The organism is Bradyrhizobium sp. OK095 (assembly GCF_900109945.1).
Taxonomy (GTDB): domain Bacteria; phylum Pseudomonadota; class Alphaproteobacteria; order Rhizobiales; family Xanthobacteraceae; genus Bradyrhizobium.
On sequence record NZ_FOBX01000012.1, the window covers coordinates 147,942 to 170,272 of the forward strand.

15 protein-coding genes, 1 tRNA gene and 1 pseudogene are annotated in these 22,331 nt (G+C 64.8%); 2 read left to right on the plus strand and 15 right to left on the minus strand.

The features are described 5' to 3' along the window. Position 1: 1 nt before the first annotated feature. The 5 genes from BMW89_RS28420 to BMW89_RS28440 form a co-directional block, all read right to left on the minus strand. Positions 2 to 2,332: an acetamidase/formamidase family protein gene (locus BMW89_RS28420; protein ID WP_177196378.1), complete on the minus strand. Its 2,331-nt coding sequence runs from the start codon at positions 2,330 to 2,332 to the stop codon at positions 2 to 4. 134 nt (positions 2,333 to 2,466) lie between these two features. After that, positions 2,467 to 3,708 carry an acetamidase/formamidase family protein gene (locus tag BMW89_RS28425; RefSeq protein ID WP_092031390.1) on the minus strand — a complete coding sequence of 414 codons (1,242 nt, stop codon included), beginning with the start codon at positions 3,706 to 3,708 and terminating at the stop codon, positions 2,467 to 2,469. Positions 3,709 to 3,751: 43 nt separating this feature from the next. After that, positions 3,752 to 5,368, minus strand: a complete 1,617-nt coding sequence (locus BMW89_RS28430) for an amino acid ABC transporter permease/ATP-binding protein (protein WP_092031395.1) — start codon at positions 5,366 to 5,368, stop codon at positions 3,752 to 3,754. Beyond that, a complete protein-coding gene (locus tag BMW89_RS28435; protein WP_502686406.1) occupies positions 5,368 to 6,249 on the minus strand; it encodes an ABC transporter substrate-binding protein in 882 nt (293 codons plus the stop codon). Before BMW89_RS28435 ends, BMW89_RS28430 begins: the two co-directional genes overlap by 1 nt. A 462-nt stretch (positions 6,250 to 6,711) precedes the next feature. After that, positions 6,712 to 6,975, minus strand: a complete 264-nt coding sequence (locus BMW89_RS28440; protein WP_092031403.1) for a hypothetical protein — start codon at positions 6,973 to 6,975, stop codon at positions 6,712 to 6,714. A gap of 261 nt (positions 6,976 to 7,236) precedes the next feature. On the opposite strand from BMW89_RS28440, the gene BMW89_RS28445 reads away from it, so the two are divergent. Continuing rightward, positions 7,237 to 7,443: a hypothetical protein gene (locus BMW89_RS28445; RefSeq protein ID WP_092031405.1), complete on the plus strand. Its 207-nt coding sequence runs from the start codon at positions 7,237 to 7,239 to the stop codon at positions 7,441 to 7,443. A gap of 60 nt (positions 7,444 to 7,503) precedes the next feature. On the opposite strand, the gene BMW89_RS38110 is transcribed toward BMW89_RS28445, so the two are convergent. From BMW89_RS38110 to BMW89_RS28495, 10 genes and pseudogenes are all read right to left on the minus strand, one after another. Continuing rightward, entirely contained in the window at positions 7,504 to 7,650 is a 147-nt protein-coding gene (locus BMW89_RS38110) for a hypothetical protein (protein ID WP_177196379.1), read from the minus strand. Positions 7,651 to 7,841: 191 nt separating this feature from the next. Next, a tRNA-Cys gene (locus BMW89_RS28455) sits at positions 7,842 to 7,915 on the minus strand. 156 nt (positions 7,916 to 8,071) lie between these two features. Further along, positions 8,072 to 8,839, minus strand: a complete 768-nt coding sequence (locus BMW89_RS28460) for an outer membrane protein (protein ID WP_092031411.1) — start codon at positions 8,837 to 8,839, stop codon at positions 8,072 to 8,074. A gap of 242 nt (positions 8,840 to 9,081) precedes the next feature. After that, positions 9,082 to 9,681 (minus strand): annotated as a pseudogene (locus BMW89_RS28465) (ABC transporter ATP-binding protein); the annotation flags it as partial. A 163-nt stretch (positions 9,682 to 9,844) separates the two neighbouring features. Next, positions 9,845 to 10,561, minus strand: coding sequence for an ABC transporter permease (locus BMW89_RS28470; protein WP_244547708.1), 717 nt, complete (start codon positions 10,559 to 10,561; stop codon positions 9,845 to 9,847). A gap of 203 nt (positions 10,562 to 10,764) precedes the next feature. Then, the gene (locus BMW89_RS28475) at positions 10,765 to 11,496 is read right to left on the minus strand and encodes a tRNA-uridine aminocarboxypropyltransferase (RefSeq protein WP_092031419.1); all 732 of its coding nucleotides are present in this window, start codon (positions 11,494 to 11,496) and stop codon (positions 10,765 to 10,767) included. A gap of 37 nt (positions 11,497 to 11,533) precedes the next feature. Further along, positions 11,534 to 14,638: an efflux RND transporter permease subunit gene (locus BMW89_RS28480; protein ID WP_092031424.1), complete on the minus strand. Its 3,105-nt coding sequence runs from the start codon at positions 14,636 to 14,638 to the stop codon at positions 11,534 to 11,536. Further along, positions 14,638 to 17,787, minus strand: a complete 3,150-nt coding sequence (locus BMW89_RS28485) for an efflux RND transporter permease subunit (protein WP_092031428.1) — start codon at positions 17,785 to 17,787, stop codon at positions 14,638 to 14,640. The genes BMW89_RS28480 and BMW89_RS28485 overlap by 1 nt, the downstream gene beginning before the upstream one ends. 36 nt (positions 17,788 to 17,823) lie before the next feature. Beyond that, a complete protein-coding gene (locus tag BMW89_RS28490) occupies positions 17,824 to 19,173 on the minus strand; it encodes an efflux RND transporter periplasmic adaptor subunit (RefSeq protein WP_092031433.1) in 1,350 nt (449 codons plus the stop codon). Further along, a complete protein-coding gene (locus tag BMW89_RS28495; RefSeq protein WP_092031704.1) occupies positions 19,163 to 20,614 on the minus strand; it encodes an efflux transporter outer membrane subunit in 1,452 nt (483 codons plus the stop codon). The genes BMW89_RS28490 and BMW89_RS28495 overlap by 11 nt, the downstream gene beginning before the upstream one ends. Positions 20,615 to 21,287: 673 nt before the next feature. On the opposite strand from BMW89_RS28495, the gene BMW89_RS28505 reads away from it, so the two are divergent. Then, positions 21,288 to 22,322 carry a cysteine synthase A gene (locus BMW89_RS28505; protein WP_092031441.1) on the plus strand — a complete coding sequence of 345 codons (1,035 nt, stop codon included), beginning with the start codon at positions 21,288 to 21,290 and terminating at the stop codon, positions 22,320 to 22,322. The last annotated feature ends 9 nt before the right edge of the window (positions 22,323 to 22,331 follow it).

Sequence of the window (22,331 nt, forward strand, 5' to 3'; positions counted from 1 at the left end):
GTTAAGGCGCGTCCTGAAACAGGCGCTTGCTGAGGATGGCGTGCACACCCCAATTACCGTCGACGACCTGGGTGACGCCGAAATCGACCGCGGCCGACATCAGCGCGATCGCCTCGTCCTCGCTGAGACCCTTCACGTTCATCAGGAAGCGCCGCATCTTGCGGAACGCATCCTTCATGGCGAGGTCGAGCGAGGATTTTGCGTAGACCTCGCTCTGGCCCTGCGCGCCGAATTCGGCGAGATAGTTCGGATGGCTGAAGCCTGTCAGCACCCAGTCTGTCTCGGTCTCGATCAGGGGATAAGACAGATCGGCGAAGGGTTGGCCGGCAAGATCGGCCTTCTTGTGCAGGATCACCTCGAACGTGCCGGTCATCGAGCATTCGATAGCGGTGCCGCTGAGTTCGCCGTCGCCCTGGGTGGCGTGGGAATCGCCAACCGACAGCAGCGCGCCGGGCACCGAGACCGGAAGATAGACGGTAGCCCCCTTTCCCAGCCGCCAATTGTCGAGATTGCCGCCGAAATAGGACGGCGGCACGGAGTCGACGAAATCGACCTCGCGCGGCGCCACCGCGATCACGCCGAAATGCGGACGCAGCGGAATGCGAATGCCGTCGAGCACGGCATGGCGACGCTTGATCGTGGCGGGCGCAACGGGGACGCCGGGATAGTCGTAGGTGGCGTGCACGACGCCAAACGGATCGGTCTGCGGCTCCCAGCGGTAGGAATAAAGCGCGCGAGCGTGGGGCTCCCTGGGATCGTCAAAAATCTCGTAGATGGTGACGATTTCGCGCGGCTTGGGACCGCCGAGAAACTCGTTGTAGTGATAGCCCCACCAGGCCGCGACCGAAGAGCCGAACACCCGGCCCGCATGGTTCGGACTGCGGCTTGCGCGCGGCACGATGTCGAGGATGCGCACCTCCAGCACGTCGCCGGGCTGGGCATCCTTCACCGCCACCGGCCCCGTGCAGATGTGCACGCCAAACCCCTCGCCGGCACCGCGGCCGAATACGCTCGCATCCATGGGCCCGGCGCCGCGGCGATCGACGTTCTTCTTCTCTCGCGTCCAGCCGAACACGCTTTCGGCGCCGGCATCGCCCGCAATCATCATCTCAGGCGCGTCGGAGGCGTGCTGGGTCAGTGTCTCGATGGTGATGGTGTCGCCGGAGGCGATCTCGATCTGCGGCGACAATGAGCGGCTGAAATAGCCCCAATGAATGCGGCCGGCCTCGACCGGGAGATAGTGATGCTTGCGCCCGGCGGTTCTCGGCTCTTCGGCGTCCGCGCGGGAAATGTTGCTGCGGGCTTCCACGCTCTGATGCGTGCGCAGCTGCGCCAGCGCCTCCTGCGGCCAGCCGCGCTGGCCGGCGACGCCGTGCTGCAACGTCGCGCGCTCCGCCTCCTGCTGGCGAAACTCGCGCGGCGGCAGGCCGAAGCGGTGGCGGAAGGCGCGGCTGAAATGCGCGGAGTCACCAAAGCCATAGGCGTAGGCGATTTCCGAGATCGATCGATGCGCTTCAACCGGATTGGACAGATCGGCCCAGGCGCGCTGGAGCCTGCGCTCGCGGACGTAATGGGTAAAATTGTCGCCGACCGTCTCGAATAGTTTTTGCAGATAGCGCTCGGAAATCCCCTCGGCCTGGGCGACACGCGCCGGCACCAGTTCGGGATCGTCGAGCCGACGCTCGATGGTCTGGCAGATCCGGTGCAGGAGCGCCGATTGCGTCGCGCTCGATCCGGCATCGGATGTCGAGGCCGCCAGTTGATGTGCAAGGGTCAGGAGCAGATCGACGAGGCTTTGCGCGACCGCATTCCATTCGGCATCGCTCAAGGTGTCGAGTGTACGCGCCGTCGCATCCAGCAGCCGCGCGAACACATCGGCGAAGCCACTGGGCGAAACGACGCGAGGCTCGCCGAGCCGCGGCTTGCCCGAGAGCCGGCCGTGCAGCGCTGCGGAGGTCACCGACAGCACGATCGCGCGCATGTCGCGCTGGAACACGATGCTCCAGTCGCCGCTGCGCGGCAGCAGCACGAGATGGCCGACGGGAACGATGCGGTGGCCGCCGGCGCTTTTCAGCACCATGCCGTCCTCGACGGGCATCAGCGCGATCGGAATATCCTCGTTCGCTTGCGAGAGTGGACCGATCGTTTGGGCCCCCGCGGCCATCCGCGTCAGCGCGACGCCTGCAGCATGGCGATGGGACGCTGTCGCGTGCCCGTCAAAGAAAGAGTGGCCGCCCGCCGGTTGCAGGCCGACGGCGGCCAGCACGTCCCGCCAGGCTTCCGGGCGGTCGTCTTGCGCGTAGGACTCGCTCGTGAAGGGACGGAAACTCATCGGATCGACCCAGATTGCAGTGGATCGAAGCAACCTCTGTGCCAGACGAACGCGCTCATCCGTCGCAGCGACGGGTCGAAGATACCCTTCCTTTTTCACGCCCTCACCCCGAAAACGGAATATCCCTCAATAGATTAGTCGCACCGGAACATGTTCTTGCGGATCGTGCCGTGGACGCCCCAATTGGCATCGACGACCTGGGTGACGCCGAAATCAGCGCCGACCGACAGCAGCGAGATCGCTTCGTCCTCGCTCAGGCCATGCACGGTCATCAGGAACCGGCGCAGCTTGCGGAATGCATCGCGCATCGCACGGTCGAGGCTCGAATGATTGGCAATCTCGGTTTGCGCCTCGGCCCCAAGCGCGGCGAGATAGTTCGGATAGGTGAAGCCGTAGAACGACCAGGCCTGATCGGTCTCGAGCATGGGATGGTCGAGGCCTTCGAGGCTGGTGCCGGCGAGATCGGCCTTCTTGTGCAGGATGAATTCGAAATCGCCGGTGAGCGAGGTCTCGATCGCGGTGCCGCCGAGTTCGCTGTCGCCCTGGGCGGCATGGGGATCGCCGACCGAGAAATAGGCGCCGGGGACTGCGACCGGATAGAACATCCGCGCGCCCTTGCCGATGCGCCAGTCGTCGATATTGCCGCCGGTATAGCTCGGCGGGATCGAGCTGACGAAATCGGCCTCTGACGGCGCGAGCCCCATCGTGCCGAAGTGCAGGCGCGCGGGGACCTTTACGCTTGCGAGGATGTTCTCGCGCTTCCTGATGGTGGCGTGATCGACGCGGACGCCGGGATAGTCGATGGTCGGATGCACGATACCGTCGGGGTCGGTCTGCGGCGTCCAGACATAGTTGTAGACCGCCTTCGCATAGGGCTCGCCCGAGGTGTCGAGCTCGAAGATGGTGACGACCTCGCGCGGCTTCGGCTCCTCGATCAAATCGTGATAGTGAAAGCCCCAGTTGGCCGCGACGTTGGAGCCGAAGCAGCGGCCGGCGTGGCAGGCGCTGCAGCTCGGCCGCGGCCTGATATCGAGGATACGCACTTCGAGAATGTCGCCGGGTTCGGCGCCTTCGATCGCGACCGGCCCGGTGAGGAGATGCACGCCGATCCCCTCGCCTGCACCGCGGATGAACGGGCCTTCGGTCGGCCCCGAACCACGACGCGCCACGGCCTTGTGCTCGCGGGTCCACTGGAACACGCTCTCGGCGCCGGGATCGCCTGATATCATGCGTTCGTAATCGTCATTGGCATGATGGGTCAGCGTCTCGATGGTGGCGCGATCGCCGGAGCGCAGCGTCAGGGCCGGCGCGACGATCTTGGAGAAATAGCCCCAGTGGACGGTCTTTGGCGAAACCGGCAGCGTGACATGCTTCATGAGATGGCCTCTTCGGGAGTCTTGAACCTTGCGGATGCGGCGCTCATCCGACCGCCTCTGGTGTCTTGTCGGCTTCCATCACGCTGAGAAAACGCGCGGTCAGCGGATTGCGGGGATTGGAGAGCACCTCGTGCGCAGGCCCCTCCTCGATGATCGCGCCACCGCTGAGGAACGCGACGCGGTCGGCGACCTCGTCGGCGAAGCGGATTTGGTGCGTCGAGATGATCATGGTGAGGCCGTCGTCGATGGCGAGGCGGCGGATCACCTCCAGCACCTCGTTGACCAATTCAGGGTCGAGCGCCGAGGTCGGCTCGTCCAGCAGCAGCACGCTCGGGTTAGGCGCGAGTGCGCGGGCGATGGCGACGCGCTGCTGTTGGCCGCCGGAGAGATGCCGCGGCAGTGCATCGGCGCGATGCGTCAGGCCGACGCGGCCGAGCAACTCGGTGGCGCGGCGATCGGCATCGATGCGGGTCATGCCGTGGACCCAGCGCAGGGGCCCCGCAATGTTCTCCTTGGCCGAGAGATGGGCGAACAAATTGAACTGCTGGAACACCATGCCGACGCCGACGGTCGCCCGTTCGTTGGCAATCGCCCGCGGCGATAGCAGCTTGCCGTTGTCGTCAAAACCGAGGCGCCGGCCACCGACGTGCACCGTGCCTCCGTCCCAGCTTTCGAGATGATTGATGCAGCGGAGCAATGTGCTCTTGCCGGAGCCGCTGGGCCCGAGCAGCGCGACGACCTCGCCGACGCGGACGGTGAGATCGAGGCCGCCAAGCACTTTTTGCGGGCCGTAGCTCTTGGTGAGGTCCTTGGTCTCAACCGCGATGTTGTTGCGGGCGATCGTCACCGCACGCCGCGTGCGCTCCTCGCGCGTGAGGGCCAGCGGTGGCGTGTCGGGCAGCTCTGCCGGCGCTGGCTCGGCGACGGTAGCGCTCGCAGGTTCGATCTTGGTGTCGATGTCGACGCGACGCCACGGCAGGTAATCCGCAAACTTGCGCTGGCGGCCCTTGGTACGGTCGAGATCGAGCAGCCATTCGACGAACAGCTGAATGATACTGATGGCGAAGGTCAGCACGAGGTACAGCAAGCCCGAGGCGAAGAAGATCGAGAAGAAATCGAAGGTCGAGGACGCGAGCTGGGTCGAGCGCAGCGTCAGCTCCTGGACCGCGACGACGGAGGCCAGCGAGGAATTTTTCAGCGCGCTGACGGCCTCGTTGCCAAACGCAGGAATCATGGTGCGGATCGCCTGCGGCGCGATCACCCGCCACATCAGGATCCGCGGCGTCATGCCGAGCGCCTGCCCTGCCGTCACCTGCCCGCGATCGACGCCGAGCACACCGGCGCGGAGCATCTCCGCGATGAACGGCGCCTCGTTGCAGGCGAGCGCGAGGCCGGCGGCCAGCACCGCCGGCAGCTTGATGCCGATATGCGGCAGCGCGTCGTAGGCGAACACCATCTGGAGGATCAGCGGGGTGCCGCGGAAGATCACGGTGTAGGCCCTGGCGACCGCCGCCAGGCCCCAGAAGCGCGAGAGCTGCATGCCGGCGAGGATCAATCCGAGGATCAATCCGCCGCCGAGCCCGAGGGCCGTCACCTCGAGGGTGAGCTCGATGCCCTCGAGCAGATACGGCATGCTCAGGTAATGGAGGAACAGCGACATCAGTCAGCCGTCAGAATGTCCGGCTCCTTGAAGTTGCCCACATCGAGCCCGTGCTTCTTCAGCAACTCCATGTGCGTGCCGGCCTTCTGCACCTCGATCAGCGCGGCCATCACGGCATCGCGGAATTTCGGCTTGTCCTTCGGGACTGCGATGCCGACCGAATACGGGATCGTCACCGCGGTCGCCTTTTCCAGCTTGTCCGGATAGGCCTTGACCGCGCTGTCGACGGTGTTGACGTCGTTGACATAGGTGTCGGCACGGCCGGCGAGGATCGCCTGGATGCAGTTGGCGTTGTTGTCATAGAGCTGCACGGTCGGCTCGGGCTTGCCGGCCTTCTTGCACTCCGGCATCAGCGCCTGGATCAGGGGCACCTCGACATAGCCGGTGTTTTCGGCGGCAGCCGCACCACACATCGACATGTTGATGCCGTTGATGCCCTTCGGATTGCCCTTGGCGACCAGCACGCCATCGAACACCTTCGAATAGGTGATGAAGTCGGCGGCCTTGGCGCGTTCCTTGGTGGCGTAGATGTCAGAGATGACGATGTCGGCTTGTCCGGCCGCGAGCGTGGTCAGGAGTGCCGCGAACGTCACCGCCTTGTAGGTCAGCTTGAAGCCGAGGCATTCGCCGATGGCTTCGCCGAGATCGATGTCGAAGCCGATATATTTGCTGGGATCCTTCGGATCGATGGTCTCATAGCCCGGCGTGTGCGGGTTGATGGCGTTGACGAGCGTCTTGCCCTTCCAGTCCGGATATTTGTCCTGGAGCGCGGCGCAGGCGGCGGGTGCCGCGGCCTGCGCACGCAGCGGTGCGGCGGCGACGAGGCCGAAAGCGATGGCGGCGCCGAGCGCGAGCTTGCGCCATGGCAACGCGCGCGACATCCCCCATGTCTGGGGCAATATCCGTGTCTCCATCTCCTGCTCCTTCGAATTGCCATGGCAGTGGCCATGTTCCAGATCTCGAAAGGAAGCCTAGGTGGAGTGCAGACAGGAAAGCTTGTCCGCGGGCGTACAAAAAATTGGATGGAGAGGGCCCGCGATTTGGGCAAGCGGCTGCACAAAAACTGCTCGCAGGCGCCGAACGCTGCGGCACGCTAATCCGAATTCGGGAGAACAAAATCCTCCTGAATCACGCAGCAATCCGCGCATCATCGAATGATATGATGAGGTTATTTGACAGAGATATGACACCTGCTGACGGAGATGCGACGCTGAGACGACGCAACTGCGGTCGGCATCCACAGCAATTCACAACCTGTCCGCAGCATATCCACAGCCCGATCATGCCGGATTCGCGAGCCTGCGCGGGCCACTTGCTGCGCACAAATCCACAGGCCAGCTATGTTAGCCGCCGGCCTGATCGAACACGGTGCGGCAAGCCTCGCTCAAGCTTGACCGGTTACGGCGCAGGCAGGCCGTGATGGCGCGGACGTTGGGGATCTCGCCGGCGCAGAGTCGGTAGACGTCGGGCGTGCAGGCCCGGCGTTGCTCCGGGGTTCCCTGCTGCGCCTGGGCGGCGGTGGCGAACAACGTCAGGAACAGCCCGACCGTCGAGGCGCGGCGCGCCCGGCTCTTCAGACCTGCGAACCGCAAGAACCTTGCCTTCATGACGAAGTCTCCTGTCTGCCCTGCCCATCCCCGGCCTGCATTGGCCGGGTGTGCGAAGGGGTAGGAGAAATAAACCGCGGAGAATGTGATCTCTTTCACACGGCCAGCCCGCCAGGTGCGCCTAGGGTTCCCGCGGGGATTTTTACAAATCGCTAACTAAGTGGGACCCGATCGCCGGATCGTTAAAATGCGATCGATCGGCTCAATCGGGTAACAAACCGGCTTTGCGACATTGCGCCATCCGCGTTCTGCGAGGGTGTGATGAGCGAAGCCGAATTCAACTTACTGCTGGATACCGTCCGGGACGCCATGATCAACGAAGATTTCGCGCCACTGCCGGAGGAGGAATTCGTGCCCCGCTCGTGGTCGTACGCCGCAACGCCCCAGGAAATGCTTAGGGCCGCCAATGACAATGAGGGCGCCTGGCCCCTGCTGCCGTTTCCGGACGGCTGGTACGCGGCCTGCTGAGGCCACTTCCAACGTCCGCCGATGCGCCCGCTTCCGCGGGCGTTTTGCTGTCGGCCCCGCTCAGGTCTTGACGCGCTCTTCGCCATCCTGCGGCGCCCGGTCGGGTGCGGCCGGCGGAAAGATGCTGTCGTAGATCGCGCGCGCCTCGGCAATGAGGCGAGCCCGCTCCAGCTCGGATTTCGGGATCAGTCGGACGATTTCGCCCACGTGCTCTCCAGCGCTCGTTGATGGGACATGCATCACTTCGCAGATGCGAAGTCTATGCCATCGGGCCTGAATCGCTGGTTTCCGCCAAGCCCCGGGCAAACCCGGTGTGCGCGGCTCGGCAGGAATCACTTGCGCGCCCCGTGGAGCCCGCAGTCGAGCGAAATTTATAATGAAATATCAGGAGCTTGTGATGGAGGCCACGTCGGGACTCGAACCCGAGTAAACGGTTTTGCAGACCGGCGCGTAACCACTCCGCCACGTGGCCCCAACGAGGGCGGAGCAATATAGGGGATCAGGGATTTAGGCAACCGCCTTCGTCTGATCTGCACGCCAACTTCTGACAGCCTTGAGGCCCCGGCCCGAGGCAAAAAAAGGCCCCGCATAGCGGGGCCTTTTGACTACGACGAGAGCGAAGGAACGATCAGTACCTTGCGACGACCGGGCCGCCGAACTTGTAGTTCAGGCCGACCTTCGCGATCGACAGCTTGTTCTTGATATCGACGTTTGCGATCGCTGGTCCAGCGCCGAAAGCCGAGAAGTCGAGTGCGATGTTCTTCTTCTGGAAGTCGACATAGTCGTATTCGATGAACGCGCTCCAGTTCTGGTCAAACGCGTATTCGGCGCCCAGGCCCAACACCCAACCGAGCGCCGTGCTGCTCGAGCTGACAGACCCCACGCCGGGACCACCAAAACCGGCGGTAATGCCGAGAGTGTGGTCGGTGTGCATCCACGCTGCGCCACCCTTCACGTAGACAAGGGTGCGATCGCCGACGACGCCACCGAACCGGCCCGTGACAGTCCCCATCCAGTCGCTCTTCGCAGTACAGGAAGCGAGACCGCCCAGGCATGGCGTCGTGCCCTTCACGTCCATCCCGTCAAAGTCGCCCTGAACGCCAAAAACAGCCCAGCCAGACTGGAAATTGTAGCCGATCTGGCCGCCGCCGAGGAAACCGCTGCGGCTGTTTTGGGCGATGGCGAAGCCGCCGGGGACCGCGACGCCGCCGATGCCGGTCAGCGACGATTCGGTGGTGCCCCAACCGGCGCCGACGTGGCCGCCCAGATAAAATCCAGTCCAGTTCCAGACCGCGGCCGGCGCAATGTACGGCGCCTTGACCGCCATGTCGGCCGCGTAACCGATCGAAGTCGAGGCCAGAAGAATGGCGGCGGCGGCGGCGAACTTAACTTTCATAAAACCTCCAATAGAATGACTTAGATGCTGCAAGCATGTACATGCACGTACATCTACGGGTTCCGCATCGGGAACCGCTAGTGCTTGAAAGCCACACAGCTCGACATTGAGGCACCGGCATACAATGCAACGGATGTGGCGTAAAAAGCGCCACACGGCGTGAAAAACCCAGCGCTTCGCGCCTCACTTGCCGAAGCGGGTATCGCGGGCGGCGAAGTCGCTGCGATAGACCGGCCGCCTCTCTAGTCCCTTCCAGCGGTCCCGAGGTACCGGCTCAAAATCTCGTCGGTCGCGCCGGCCGCGACAATGCGCCCCTCCTGCAAGAGGATCGCCCGGTTGCAGGTGCTCTTGATGAGATCGACGTCATGCGAGGCCAGCACCAGGATGCCGGCGCGAGCGACGATCTCGTCGAGCCGCTGCCGCGCCTTGCGGCGGAATTGCTGGTCGCCGACGCCGATCCATTCGTCGAGCAAAACGATCTCGCCCTCGACGGCCGTGGCGACCGCGAAGATCAGGCGCAGCATCATGCCGCTGGAATAGGTCCGCAGCGGCAGGTCGAGCCGGTCGCCGAGCTCGGTGAACTCGGCGATCTCCGCCCGTCGCGCATCGATCTCCGCGCGCCGCGCGCCGATCACGAGCCCGCGCCGGATGATGTTCTCGTAGCCGGTCGCCTCCTCGTCGAAGCCGGCCGAGAGATCAAACAGCGACAGGCAGCGGCCCTGCACGTCTACGCTGCCCGCGGTCGGATGATAGATGCCCGCGAGGACCCGCAGCAGCGTGGTCTTTCCGGCACCATTGGCACCGACGATGGCGAGCCGATCGCCGGCGCGGATGTCGAGGCTGACGTCGTTCAGCGCGGTGACGATGTGCGGGACCGCCAATGTCCTTCGCAGCGTCACCGCACTGACGAACCGGCTCCGCAGTGAGCGGTCGCGAAACGACAGTACGGGAAAGGTCACCGCGACGTTTCGGAGCAGGATGTGGGCAGCAAGGCTCATGCGCGCCTCACAGCCAATACGCCACGCGATGGCGGCATCTTGCGTAGCAGCCGAGGCCGATCACGGCCACGATAGCCGCGTAGACGATTCCGAGCAGCCATTGTTCCGGATCGGTCGGCTGCGACAGCAGCGGCCTGCGCACGAGATCGAGCAGCGTCGCGAACGGATTGGCGCGGATCAGCCAATGGAAGGCGGTGCCGCGGACGGCGTCCTCGGTCCAGATGATCGGCGTCAGGAAGAAGACGAATTGCAGGCCGCTGACGATCGCAGACCCGATGTCGCGAAACCGCGCGCAGAGCATGCCGAGCGCGACCGAGCCACCGAGGAGGACGATGAGCAGGATCGCAAAGCCGGGCACCGCGAGCAGCATGGTCCAGTGCAGTGGCCACGGCATCACGATATAGAGCAGGACGACGATCGCCAGATGATGCGCGAAGATGAGGACGTTGCGCGCGATCATCTGGAGGACATGCACGACCAGCGGCGCCGGCACGGCCTTGATCAGGTGGGCGGAGGCCACGAAGATGCTGGAGCCCTCCTGGAGCGTGGTCGCGATCAGGGTCCAGACGATCAGGCCGACGGCGAAGGTCGGAAGAAAGCCGGTGATGTCCTGCTTGAACAGGGCCGCATAGACCGTACCGACGCTTGCAATCGTGGCCGCAAGGGTCAGCGTGATCCAGAGCGGGCCGATCACGGTGCGCCGGTAGCGCAGCGAAATATCCATCAGCGCGAGCGTGCCCCACCGATCGGGCCGCGCCGCCTGTGCAAGGATTTCCTTCGCCGCGGCCTGAATTCGACTGCCCCTTCCGCTTCCGGCTTTCCGATGCCGCGACAAGATAAAATATCAGCCCGCCGCCAATCGACCGATGGTCTCTATCGGCCCGCTTCGCGCACGGCAATCAACCGTACGGACGAAGACGGCGGAAGTCAGGCCCGCTTGCCGCGCCGGACACTGCGCCGGCGGTCCTTGACCGCTGGTTTGGGCGCCAGTTCCGGCATCTCGGCCTGGACCTCGCGGTAGCGTGTTAACATCCGTTCAAAACTGGCGTTAAGCGTCTCGGCGAAGTCGGGGCGCTTCTCAAGACTGGCCAGGATCGTCGCGGCCGCCTCGATGGTCGAAAGCCCGTCCTTGCGCGGCTCCTTGCGCAGGCGCCCGTAGCGCGAGGGGCTCTTCGGATTGAGAATGACGCGCTGGCATTTCAGCATCCAGGGATTGCGCCACCACAGCGCCTTGGCCTGGCTCCAGGTGCCGTCGAGCAGGACGACACCTTCGAGCTTGCCAAGGAGCGCGCGCTGGTTCTCCGCGATCTCGCCCTTGCGGTTGAGCGCGACGATCTCGGCCTCGGCTTCGAGATCGGCCGCGTGCGCCGAGCCGAGATAGAGCACGGCCCAGTACGAGGCGTTCTCAATCGGCTGCCCCAGCGCCTTGGACAGGCTCGGCCAGGACAGGCCGACGCGGAGCGTGGCATCCTCAAAATGCTTCGCCAGCAGCCGCGCGGTGCCGAGCGCCCTGTCCTGCTCCTGCGGATGCTGGAGGATCAGGAGGCCAAGGCGATTTTTAACCGGCGTGACGCTGTCGCAGATGCACAGCGGCATCGGCTTCTGGCAATGCGGACATTCGGGAATCGGTTCGGGCGCGGCGGCGGTGGGGTTCGACATGGTCGCCGCTATACGCTTTGCGCAGGCCTTCAACAACCTATTCCGCCGGCGCAGCCACCGGGCGCGGCTCGGATCGCCGCCGCAGGCGGTCGATCAACAGGTATATCACCGGCGTGGTGTAGAGCGTCAGGATCTGCGAGACGAACAGGCCGCCGATGATGGTGATGCCGAGCGGCCGCCGCAGCTCCGTGCCCGGCCCGGTTGCGATCACGAGCGGAATGCCGGCGAACAGCGCCGCCATGGTGGTCATCAGGATGGGCCGAAAGCGCGCCTGACAGGCCTCGAAGATCGCCTCCGCCGAGGACAGGCCGCGCTGGCGCTCGGCGTCGAGCGCGAAGTCGACCATCATGATGCCGTTCTTCTTGACGATGCCGATCAACAGGATGATGCCGACGAAGGCGATCACGGTCAGCGGCGTGTTGGTGACCTGCAAGGCGAGCAGCGCGCCGAGGCCGGCGGACGGCAGCGTCGAGATGATCGTGAGCGGATGGGCAAGGCTCTCATAGAGCACGCCCAGCACGATATACATCGCCACCAGCGCGCCGAGGATCAGCAGCGGCTGGCGGCCGCTGGTCCTGGCGAAATCGCCGGCGTTGCCGTCGAAGCTGCCGCGGATGCCTTCCGGCATGTGCAGCTCCTCGACCGCGCGCTGGACGTTTTGGGTGGCCGTCTGGAGCGGCACGTCGGGCAACAGGTTGAACGACACCGTGGTCGAGGGAAACGACTGCGAGTGAAAGACTGCGAGCGCGGCGAGCCCGCGCGTCACCCGCACCACGGCCGACAGCGGCACCTGCGCGTCGCCGGAGCCCGCGACATAGATGCGCTCGAGGTTGGAGGGATCGACCTGGAATTTCGGGTCGATCTCCAGCACGGTCATGTACTGGTTGCGCTGGGTGTAGATGATCGAGATCTGCCGCTGCGAGAAGGCGTTGTTCAGCGCGTTGTCGATGTCCTGGACGCGGACGCCGAGCGCCGAGGCCTTCTGGCGATCGATCGACAAGGTTAGTTGAAGCCCGCCGGGATCGCGGTCGCTGGAGACGTCGGTGATGCCCTCGACGCTCTCCAAGCGCTTGGCGACGATCGGCGCCCATTTCTGCAACAGGTCGAGATCGGTCGAGGAGAGCGTGTACTGGTAGTCGGAATCGCTCTGTCGTCCGCCGGCTCGCACGTCCTGGGCGGCGAACATGAAGAGGCGGATTCCGGGCACCGGGAACAGCGCGCGCCGGAGACGGTCGATCACCACCTGCGTGGAAACGTGGTCGCGCTCCTCCGGCGGTTTCAGGCTGATGAACATGGTGCCACGGTTGGAGGTCGGAGCCCCCGGCCCGCCTCCGCTGCCGACGGTCGAACCGATTCCGGCCACGGCCGGATCCTGCATCACGATGTCGGCGAGCCGCTGCTGGAGGCCGAGCATCGACTGGAACGAGATGTCGGCCGAGGCGCGCGTTGCGCCGATCACGAAGCCGGAATCGTCGGTGGGGAAATAGCCCTTGGGGATCTTGATGTAGAGCGTCACCGTCAACGCGATGGTGGCGAAGAACACCAGGAGCGTCAGCAGCGGATATTCCAGCACGTTGCGCAAGCTGCGGGCGTAGAAGGTGACGATGCGCGACAGCGATCCCTCGATGAGGCGGTCGAACAGCGTTGCCGAGTCGGACGTGGTCTGTTTGATGTAATGGGCACAGATCATCGGCGTCACGGTGAGCGACACCACCGTCGAAACAACAATCGCGAAGGTCAGCGTCAGCGAGAATTCGCGCAGCAGGCGGCCGACGATGCCGTCCATGAAGATCAGCGGCGTGAACGCCGCGACCAGCGACAGGCTGATCGAGACGACGGTGAAGCCGATCTGCCTGGCCCCTTCGAGGGCGGCCTCAAGCGGTCGCATGCCGTGCTCGAGGTTGCGGAACATGTTCTCGATCATGACGATGGCATCGTCGACCACGAACCCGACCGAGATCGCCAGCGCCATCAGCGACAGATTGTCGATCGAGAAGCCCGCCACCCACATGCCGGCGCAGGTGCCGGCCAGCGCCAGCGGCACCGAGATGCCGGCCGCGATCGTCGGTGTCATTCGCCGCAGGAACACGAAGACAACGGCCATCACCAGGATGGCTGTCGCAAACAACGTCCATTGCATGTCTTGCACGCTGGCGCGGATCGTGCTGGTGCGGTCGACCAGGGTCGAGATATCGACGCCGGCGGGAATCCATTGCTTCAGCTCGGGGATCAGCGCCTTCACCCTGTCGACGGTGTCGATGACGTTGGCATCGCCCTGCTTGGTGATCTGGATCAGCACGGCCGGCTGCTTGTTGAACCAGGCGATGGAGCGGGCGTTGCGGACGGAATCCTCGATGTCGGCAACGTCGGAGAGCCGGACGAAATTGCCGTTCGAGCTCTTGATGATGATGTCGCGGAATTCCTTCGCCGTGCGCATCTGCTTGTTGAGCGACAGCGTCTCGCTCTGGCGCTCGCCGTTGAAGATGCCGACGGGGCCGAGCGGGTTGGCGTTGATGATCGCGGTCCGGACGTCGTCGGTGGCGATGCCGGCGTTCGACAGCGCCACGGGATTGAGCTGCACCCGCACCGCCGGCTGATCGGCACCGCTCACCGTGACGTCGCCGACGCCCGGCACCTGCGAGATGCGCTGCGCGAGGACCGTATCGGCAACATCGTAGATCGCGCTGGCGGACAGTGTCTTCGAGGTGAGCGCCAGAACGAAAACCGGTGCGCCGGCGGTGTTCGCCTTGCGGAAGCGCGGCAGCGTCGGCAGGTCGCTCGGCAGGTCCACCAGCGCGGCGTTGATCGCCGCCTGCACGTCGCGCGCGGCCTTGTCGATGTTGCGGCCGATGTCGAACTGGAGCTGGATGTTGGAGACGCCGAGCGAGCTCGTCGAGGTGATCTGGTTGATGCCGGATATCTCGCCCAGCCGCCGCTCCAGCGGCGATGCCACCGTCGCCGCCATCACGGACGGGTCGGCGCCCGGCCGGCTGGCCGAGACGAAGACGGCAGGGAAATCGACGTTCGGGACCGAGGCGACGGGCAGGAATTCGTAGGCGACGACACCCAGCAGGAACAACCCGATCGACAGCAGTGTGGTCGCGACCGGGCGGCGGATGAAGGGCTCCGAGATCGATGCCATTACAGCATCCCCTCGGTCGCGCCCGCGACCGGCGGGCCGCCGGATTCGGCCGGCGGCAGCGCCTGCTCGAGGCGGCGGTTGATGCGGTCGAGCGCGAGGTAGATCACGGGCGTGGTGTAGAGCGTCAGCAACTGGCTCAGCAGCAGGCCGCCGATGATGGAGATGCCGAGCGGGAAGCGCAGCTCGGCGCCGGTGCCGCTCTCGATCGCCAGCGGCAACGCGCCGAATAGCGCCGCCAGCGTCGTCATCATGATCGGACGGAAGCGCAAGAGACACGCCTGCACGATCGCCTCGTTCGGCGACATGCCCTGCTTGCGCTCGGCTTCCAGCGCGAAGTCGATCATCATGATCGCGTTCTTCTTGACGATGCCCATCAGCAGGATGATGCCGATCAGGCCGATCACCGAGAGGTCCTGCCCGCACAGCATCAGCGCCAGGATCGCGCCGACGCCGGCCGAGGGCAGCGTCGAGAGGATCGTGATGGGGTGGATGTAGCTCTCGTAGAGCACGCCCAGCACAATGTAGATCGTGATCACGGCGGCGAGCAGCAGCCACGGCTGTCCTGCAAGAGCCTTGGAGAATTCGGCGGCGTCGCCGGCAAAAATGCCCGCGATGCTGTTGGGCATCTCGATGCGGGTTTCGATCGTCTTCACGGCGTCGACGGCATCGCCAAGCGCTGCGCCGGGCGCGAGGTTGAAGCTGAGCGAGATCGCCGGGAATTGCGCCTGGTGCGAGATCGCGAGCGGCGCGGTGGTGCGCTTCAAGGTCGCCACGGCGGAGAGCGGCACCTGCGCGTTGGGCGCGCCGGCGGTCGCGCTCGCCCCGCCCGGCAAATAGAGCTTTGACAGGACCGAGGGATCGCGCTGGTACATCGGCAGCGCCTCCAGCACCACGCGGTACTGGTTGGCCTGGCCGTAGATGGTCGAGACCTGTCGCTGCGCGAAGGCATCGTTCAGCGTGTCAGTGATCCCTTGCAGGCTTACACCGAGCTGGCCGGCCCGCGTACGGTCGACGTCGAGCTGCGCGCGCAGGCCGCCTTCCTGCGCCTCCGAGGAGACGTCGCGGAACAAGGGATCGCGCCGCATCTCGGCGACCAGCTTGCGCGCCCATTCCGACACCAGCGCCGCATCCGTGCCTGTCAGCGTGTACTGGTATTGCGAGCGGCTCGACTGGGTCGATATCTGCACGTCCTGGACCGGCTGGAAATAGACGGTCATGCCGGGGATGCCGGCCACCCGCTCCTTGAGCCGGGTCACGACCACGCTGACATCGTCGCGCCGTTCGCCGCGTGGCTTCAACGTCATGACGAGACGGCCGACATTGGTGGTCGGGTTGACCGAGCCCGCGCCGATCACCGAGACCACGCCGGTCACGTCAGGATCGGCCTTGATGGCGTCGGCCGCCTCGGCCTGCCGCTTCTGCATTTCCGCGAACGAGACGTCCGCCCCCGCCTCCGTCACGGCTGTGATCGAGGCGGTATCCTGGAGTGGCAGAAAACCCTTTGGCGCGACGACATAGAGAACGAGGGTCGCAATCAGCGTGACGAAAGTCACGACCAGCGTGATGCGCTGGTGCTGTAGAACCACGAGCAGCGTCCGGTGGTAGAACTCGACGGTCCGATCGATGAAGCGGCTGATGGCCGCAAGGCCCGGCACAGCCATCTCTTCATGGGCGTGCCGCAGCAGCCGCGAACACATCATCGGCGTCAGCGTCAGCGAGACCACGGCCGAGGTCACGACCGCGATCGTCAGCGTCAGCGCGAATTCGCGGAACATACGCCCCACAAGGCCCGACATGAACAAAAGCGGGATGAACACCGCGATCAGCGACACCGTCAGCGAGATTACGGTGAAGCCGATTTCGCTGGCGCCTTTGAGCGAGGCCTCCATCGGCCCGTCGCCATTCTCCATGTGACGGACGATGTTCTCGATCATCACGATGGCATCGTCGACGACGAAACCGGTTCCGATCGTCAGCGCCATCAGCGACAGATTGTCGAGGCTGAAGCCGGCAAAATACATGATGCCGAAGCTGGTGATCAGCGACAGCGGCAGCGCCACGCCCGCGATCAGCGTCGCCCGCAGCGAGCGCAGGAACAGCAGCACCACCAGCGTCACCAGCACGACGCTGAGGATCAGCGTGAACTGCACGTCGCGCACTGAGGCACGGATGGTGACGGTGCGGTCGGAGACGATGGTGAGGTTCACGCCGGCTGGAATGGCGCGCTGGACTTTCGGGATTTCGGCGCGGATCTGCTTGACGACGTCGATGACGTTGGCGCCGGGCTGGCGCTGGATGTCGATGATGACGGCCGGTGAGCCCTGATACCAGCCGCCGGTGCGGTCGTTCTCGAGGCCGTCGACGATCTGTGCGACGTCGCCGATCGTAACGGGCGAGCCGTTGCGGTAGGCGATGATAACAGGCTTGTAGGCGTCGGCGACGGCGATCTGGTCGTTGGCGGCGATGATGTAGGATTGCTGCGCGCCGTCGAGCGAGCCCTTAGGCCCGGAGACGTTGGCATTGGAGATCGCGGTGCGCAGATCTTCCATGGCGATGCCATAGGCGGCCAGGCGCGCGAGGTCCGCCTGGATACGCACGGCCGGCTTCAGCCCTCCGAGCACTGAAACACGTCCGACGCCGGAGATCTGGCTCAAACGTTGCGCCAGAATCGTGTCGGCGATGTCGCTCATCGCGCGCAGCGAGATCGTGTCGGAGCGCAGCGCCAACGTCATGACCGGCGCGTCCGCCGGGTTCACCTTGGCGTAGGTCGGCGGATAAGGCAGCGTCCTGGGCAGCACACCCGCCGCCGCGTTGATCGCGGCCTGCACGTCCTGGGTGGCACCGTCGATATCGCGGTTGAGATCGAACTGGAGCGATATCTGGCTAACGCCGAACGAACTGGTCGAGTTCATCGCGGTCAGAGACGGGATCTGGCCGAGCTGCCGCTCCAGGGGCGCGGTGATCAGCGAGGCGATCACGTCGGGGCTCGCGCCCGGCAGTTGCGTCGACACTTGCACAGTCGGGAAATCGACCTGCGGCAGCGCCGAGACCGGCAGCGAGAAATAGCCCAGCAGCCCGCCGATCAGCAGGGCGATGCCGAGCAACGAGGTCGCGATCGGACGGCGGATGAAGGGTTCGGAGACACCCATGGAATATGCCTGCCGCCTAGGCGGCTGTTGTCGGGATCATGGCTGCTTGGCTCCACGTCCCGATTGGTCGGCCCCCTGCGCTGGCCCGGTCTGGCCCTTCTGGCCGTCCTTTTGCCCTTCCTTGGCCTGGCCGTCCTTCTTCTGGCCATCGGGCGCGCGCGAGCGTTTGCGTGGGGCGAGATCGGCCGACGGGGTCTGGTCGTCACGGCCGACCATCACCTTGGAGCCGTCGGACAGATTGGCAAAGCCTGTCGTCACGACCCGGTCGTTCGCCGACAGCCCGCTGGCGATGACGGCATCATGCTCGTTCTGCTGCGTCACCGTCACGGGCTTGGCCGTGACGACATTATCCTCGCCGATGACGTAACTGAAGGTGCCAATCGGGCCGCGCTGCACCGCAGACGTCGGCACCACCAGCGCCTGCATCAAGGTCTCGACCTTGAGGCGGACATTGACGAACTGGCCGGGCCAGAGCTGGTAGTTGGCATTGGGGAATTCGGCCTTGAGCTTGAGCGTGCCGGTGGTCTGGTCGACCTGGTTGTCGATGCCGGTCAGCTTGCCGGTGTCGATCACGGTAACGCCGTCATTGCCGAACACGTCGACCGCGAGCGCGCCCTTCGACGCCGCCGCGTTGACGCGCATGATCTGCTGCTGCGGCAGGCTGAACCACACCGCAATCGGCTGCAATTGCGTGATCACCACGAGGCCCGTGGTGTCGGAGGCATGGATGATGTTGCCCTGGTCGACCTGACGCAGACCGGCGCGGCCCGACAGCGGCGCCACGATCTTGGTGTAGCTCAGGGTCGCCCCCGCATTGTCGATCGCGGCCTGGTCGGCCTTCACCAGCGCCTCGGTCTGCGCGACCAGCGCACGCTGGGTGTCGGCCTGCTGCTTGGAGCCGGCGTTGGAAGCGGCGAGCTGCTCGTAGCGCGTCAGATCGATGCGCTGGTTGGCGAGCTGGGCCTGGTCCTGCGCCTTCTTGGCGACCGCCTGATCATACGTTGCCTGATAAAGCGCGGGATCGATCTCGCCGAGCACGTCGCCCTTCTTGACGTCCTGGCCTTCGGTGAAGTTGACCGCGATCAGCTTGCCGTCGACCTGCGAGCGCACGGTCACGGTGTTGAGCGCGCGGATGGCGCCGACGCCGTCGAGATAGACGGGAACGTCCTGGATGCGGGGCGTCGCCGCCAGCACCGGCACCGGCAGATCGGGCCGCTGGTTGCGGCCGTTCGCCTGCTGCGGCTGCTGATGCCAGACGGTCCAGCCGTAGTAGCCGAGCCCGCCGAGGATCGCGAGCGTGATCAGGGTCATGACGAAGCCGCGGCCGCGCGATCGCTTCACCGTGCCCTCCTTCGCGCCTTGCTTGTTATCCGGCTTAAAGAGCATTGACCGGTTTCTCCATGCGCGGCTCCCAGCCACCGCCGAGCGCCTGATACAGGCTGACGATGGCGAGAAGCCGCGCGAGTTGGGCCTGTGACAGCGCGTCTTCCGCCGTGAACAGGGTCAGCTGGGTGTTGAGCACGGTCACGATGTCGGCGGTGCCGGCACGTAATTGCTGCTCGGAAAGGTCGAAGGCGCGCCGCGAGGCGTTGAGGACATCGCGCTGCAATTGCAGCTTGATCGTGGTCTGCTTGATCGAGAACAGCGCGTTGTCGACGTCGGTGAAGGCCTGGACGATGGTCTTGCGGTAGGTCTGGAGCAGCTCGTCCTGACGCGCCTTGGCATATTCGAAATTGCCCAAGATCTTGCCGCCGTCGAAGATCGGCTGCGTCGCGCTGCCGACGAGCTGGAAAAACGCCGCATGCGGCTGGAATAGCGACACCAGCGCCGAGCTCTGATAGCCGCCATTGCCGGTGAGCTGGATAGTCGGAAAGAACTGCGCGCGGGCATTGCCGATGTTAGCGGTCGCCGACGCCAGCTGCGCTTCCTGCCGGCGAATGTCCGGCCGCTGCGTCAAAATCTCCGACGGCAGGCCGGGCGTGACGCGCGGGATCGCAACGTTGTTCAGAGAGCCGCCGCCGATGCGCACGCTTTCCGGCGGCCGCGACACCAGCACGGCGAGCGCGTTTCTGTTCTGGTCGAGCGTCTGGCGCAGCGGCGGCACCAGGGCCTTCTGGTTCGCCAGCACGCTCTCCTGCTGGGCGACGTCGAGATCGGTGCCGGTGCCGGCCTTGCGGCGCTCCCTGACCGCATCGAGAATGCGCTGCGCGCTCGCGATATTGCGCTGTGAGGTCCTGATGCGATCCTGCGAGGCCAGCACCTGGAAATAGGCATTGGCGGTGCTTGCCAGCGTCGTCAGCGCGACGGTGTCGCGATCGAACCGGTTGGCGTTCGCCGTCTCTTCCGCCGTCTGGAGTGCATCGCGGTTCTGGCCCCAGAAGTCGAGCTGGTAGCTGGCACTCAGCGAGGCCGAATAATTGACGACCTCGCGGCCGCCATTTGTGAGGCCCGAGGACGACGAACCCGAGGTGCGCGAATAGGTTTCGTTGCCGCCGCCTGACAGGCTCGGCAACAGCGCCGCGCCCGCCTGCCGCGCCTGGGCGTCCGCCTGGACGATGCGCGCGACGGCCGCGGCGATGTCGAGGTTGACGGTGTGCGCCTCCTCCATCAATTGCGTCAGCTCCGCAGAGCGGAAGCCGCGCCACCAGTCCAGTGTCGGCGGTGCATCCGCCTTGCCGGCGTATTTGTAAGTCGCGGGAACATCGAGCGCGGGATCCGGAAGATCCTGCGTCAGCATGCAAGCGCCTGAACTCGTGGCCAGGCACAGCACCACAACCCAGCGCGCCGCACGCAGCGGCCGGGGAGCAGAACCGCATGATCGCCGCATGGCGACCGCCGGATCGTCCTGTCTCACATCCACCCCCTGCCGGGCAGATCAAGCCGCCGCCACGCGAACGGATTAACCGATTCGCGGGAGAACAGTCGGCGGGCTTTGGGCAACTCGCTCACAGGTGATGCTTTCTGCGGAACCTTGAACTTCATACTAGCCGGGCGCAGAACTGCGGGACAGTCCCGCAGGTGCGAAGCACACAGTCCATCGCATCGACGTTCAAGGCGCTGGAATGCAGGATATGCCTGTCTCGCAGCAACTTTTAGCATCGTCGAAACATCCGGAAACGAGGGCAAGCTTACCAAGATTTCATGTGATATTCGCGCCACACGCCCCCCGTTCAGCCTCCAAGCGCAAGCCATTCTCACGAGGTCGTCAATTTCCGAACGAGGATGCGCACGCGTTTCAACATTGTCACGCCCGCCAAGGCACAATTGGCTCATCAACTCCGCTCACGACGACCGTTATCTTCTACGGCCGGATGACGGCCCGCCATATTCTTCCAGGGATCATCGGCTTCGGAGCCAAGGAGCTGTCTCCGACCGGAATATCGTTGCTTGGCCGGGCAGTTGGGCCGGTTTCGCCGCAGCGCAAAAGCCTTCCCCTTTGGCCTCCCAAGCACTAGGTTCTGGCCAACCAGATCAACCTCTTGCCTGTGATTTCCCCTGACATGACCATCAATAACGACGTTGTCGAAGCCATCGGCAACACCCCGCTGATCAAGCTCAAGCGCGCCTCGGAATTGACCGGCTGCACCATCCTCGGCAAGGCGGAGTTCATGAACCCCGGCCAGTCGGTCAAGGACCGCGCCGGCAAATGGATGATTTTGGAGGCCGAGAAGCGCGGCGAGCTGAAGCCGGGCGGACTCGTTGTGGAAGCGACCGCTGGCAACACCGGCATTGGGCTCGCGGTCGTCGCCAGCGCCCGGGGCTATCGCACGCTGATCGTGATCCCAGAGACGCAGAGCCAGGAGAAGAAGGATTTTCTGAAGCTGTGCGGCGCCGAGCTGCTGGAAACGCAGGTCCTGCCCTACTCCAATCCGAACAACTACCAGCATGTCGGCCGCCGTCTTGCCGATGAGCTGCGCAAGACCGAGCCGAATGGCGTGCTGTTCGCCGATCAGTGGAACAATCTCGACAATGCCAAGGCGCATTACGACTCGACCGGCCCCGAGATCTGGGAGCAGACCGGCGGCAAGGTCGACGGCTTCGTCTGCTCGGTCGGCAGCGGCGGCACGCTGGCCGGCACCAGCCGCTATCTGAAAGAGAAGAACAAGAACATCCGGATTGCCTGCGCCGATCCGCATGGTGCCGGCATGTATGAATACTTCAGGACCGGCGACCCCAAGGCGTCGCCCGGCGGTTCGATCACGGAAGGCATCGGGCTTGGCCGCGCGACCGCAATCGTCGAGAGCGCGAAGGTCGATGACGCCTATCTCATTCCCGATGCCGAGGCGGTCACGGTGATCTACGAACTCCTCCAGCACGAAGGCCTGTGCCTCGGCGGATCAACCGGCATCAACATCGTGGGTGCGATGCGGCTCGCCAAGCAGCTAGGGCCGGGCAAGACCATCGTCACCGTGCTCTGCGATTCCGGCAGCCGCTATCAGTCAAAACTGTTCAACGCCGACTTCATGCGCGCCAAGAACCTGCCCGTACCGGATTGGCTGGAGAAGCGCAGCAACATCAAGCTGCCGTTCGTCTAGGCCGGACTG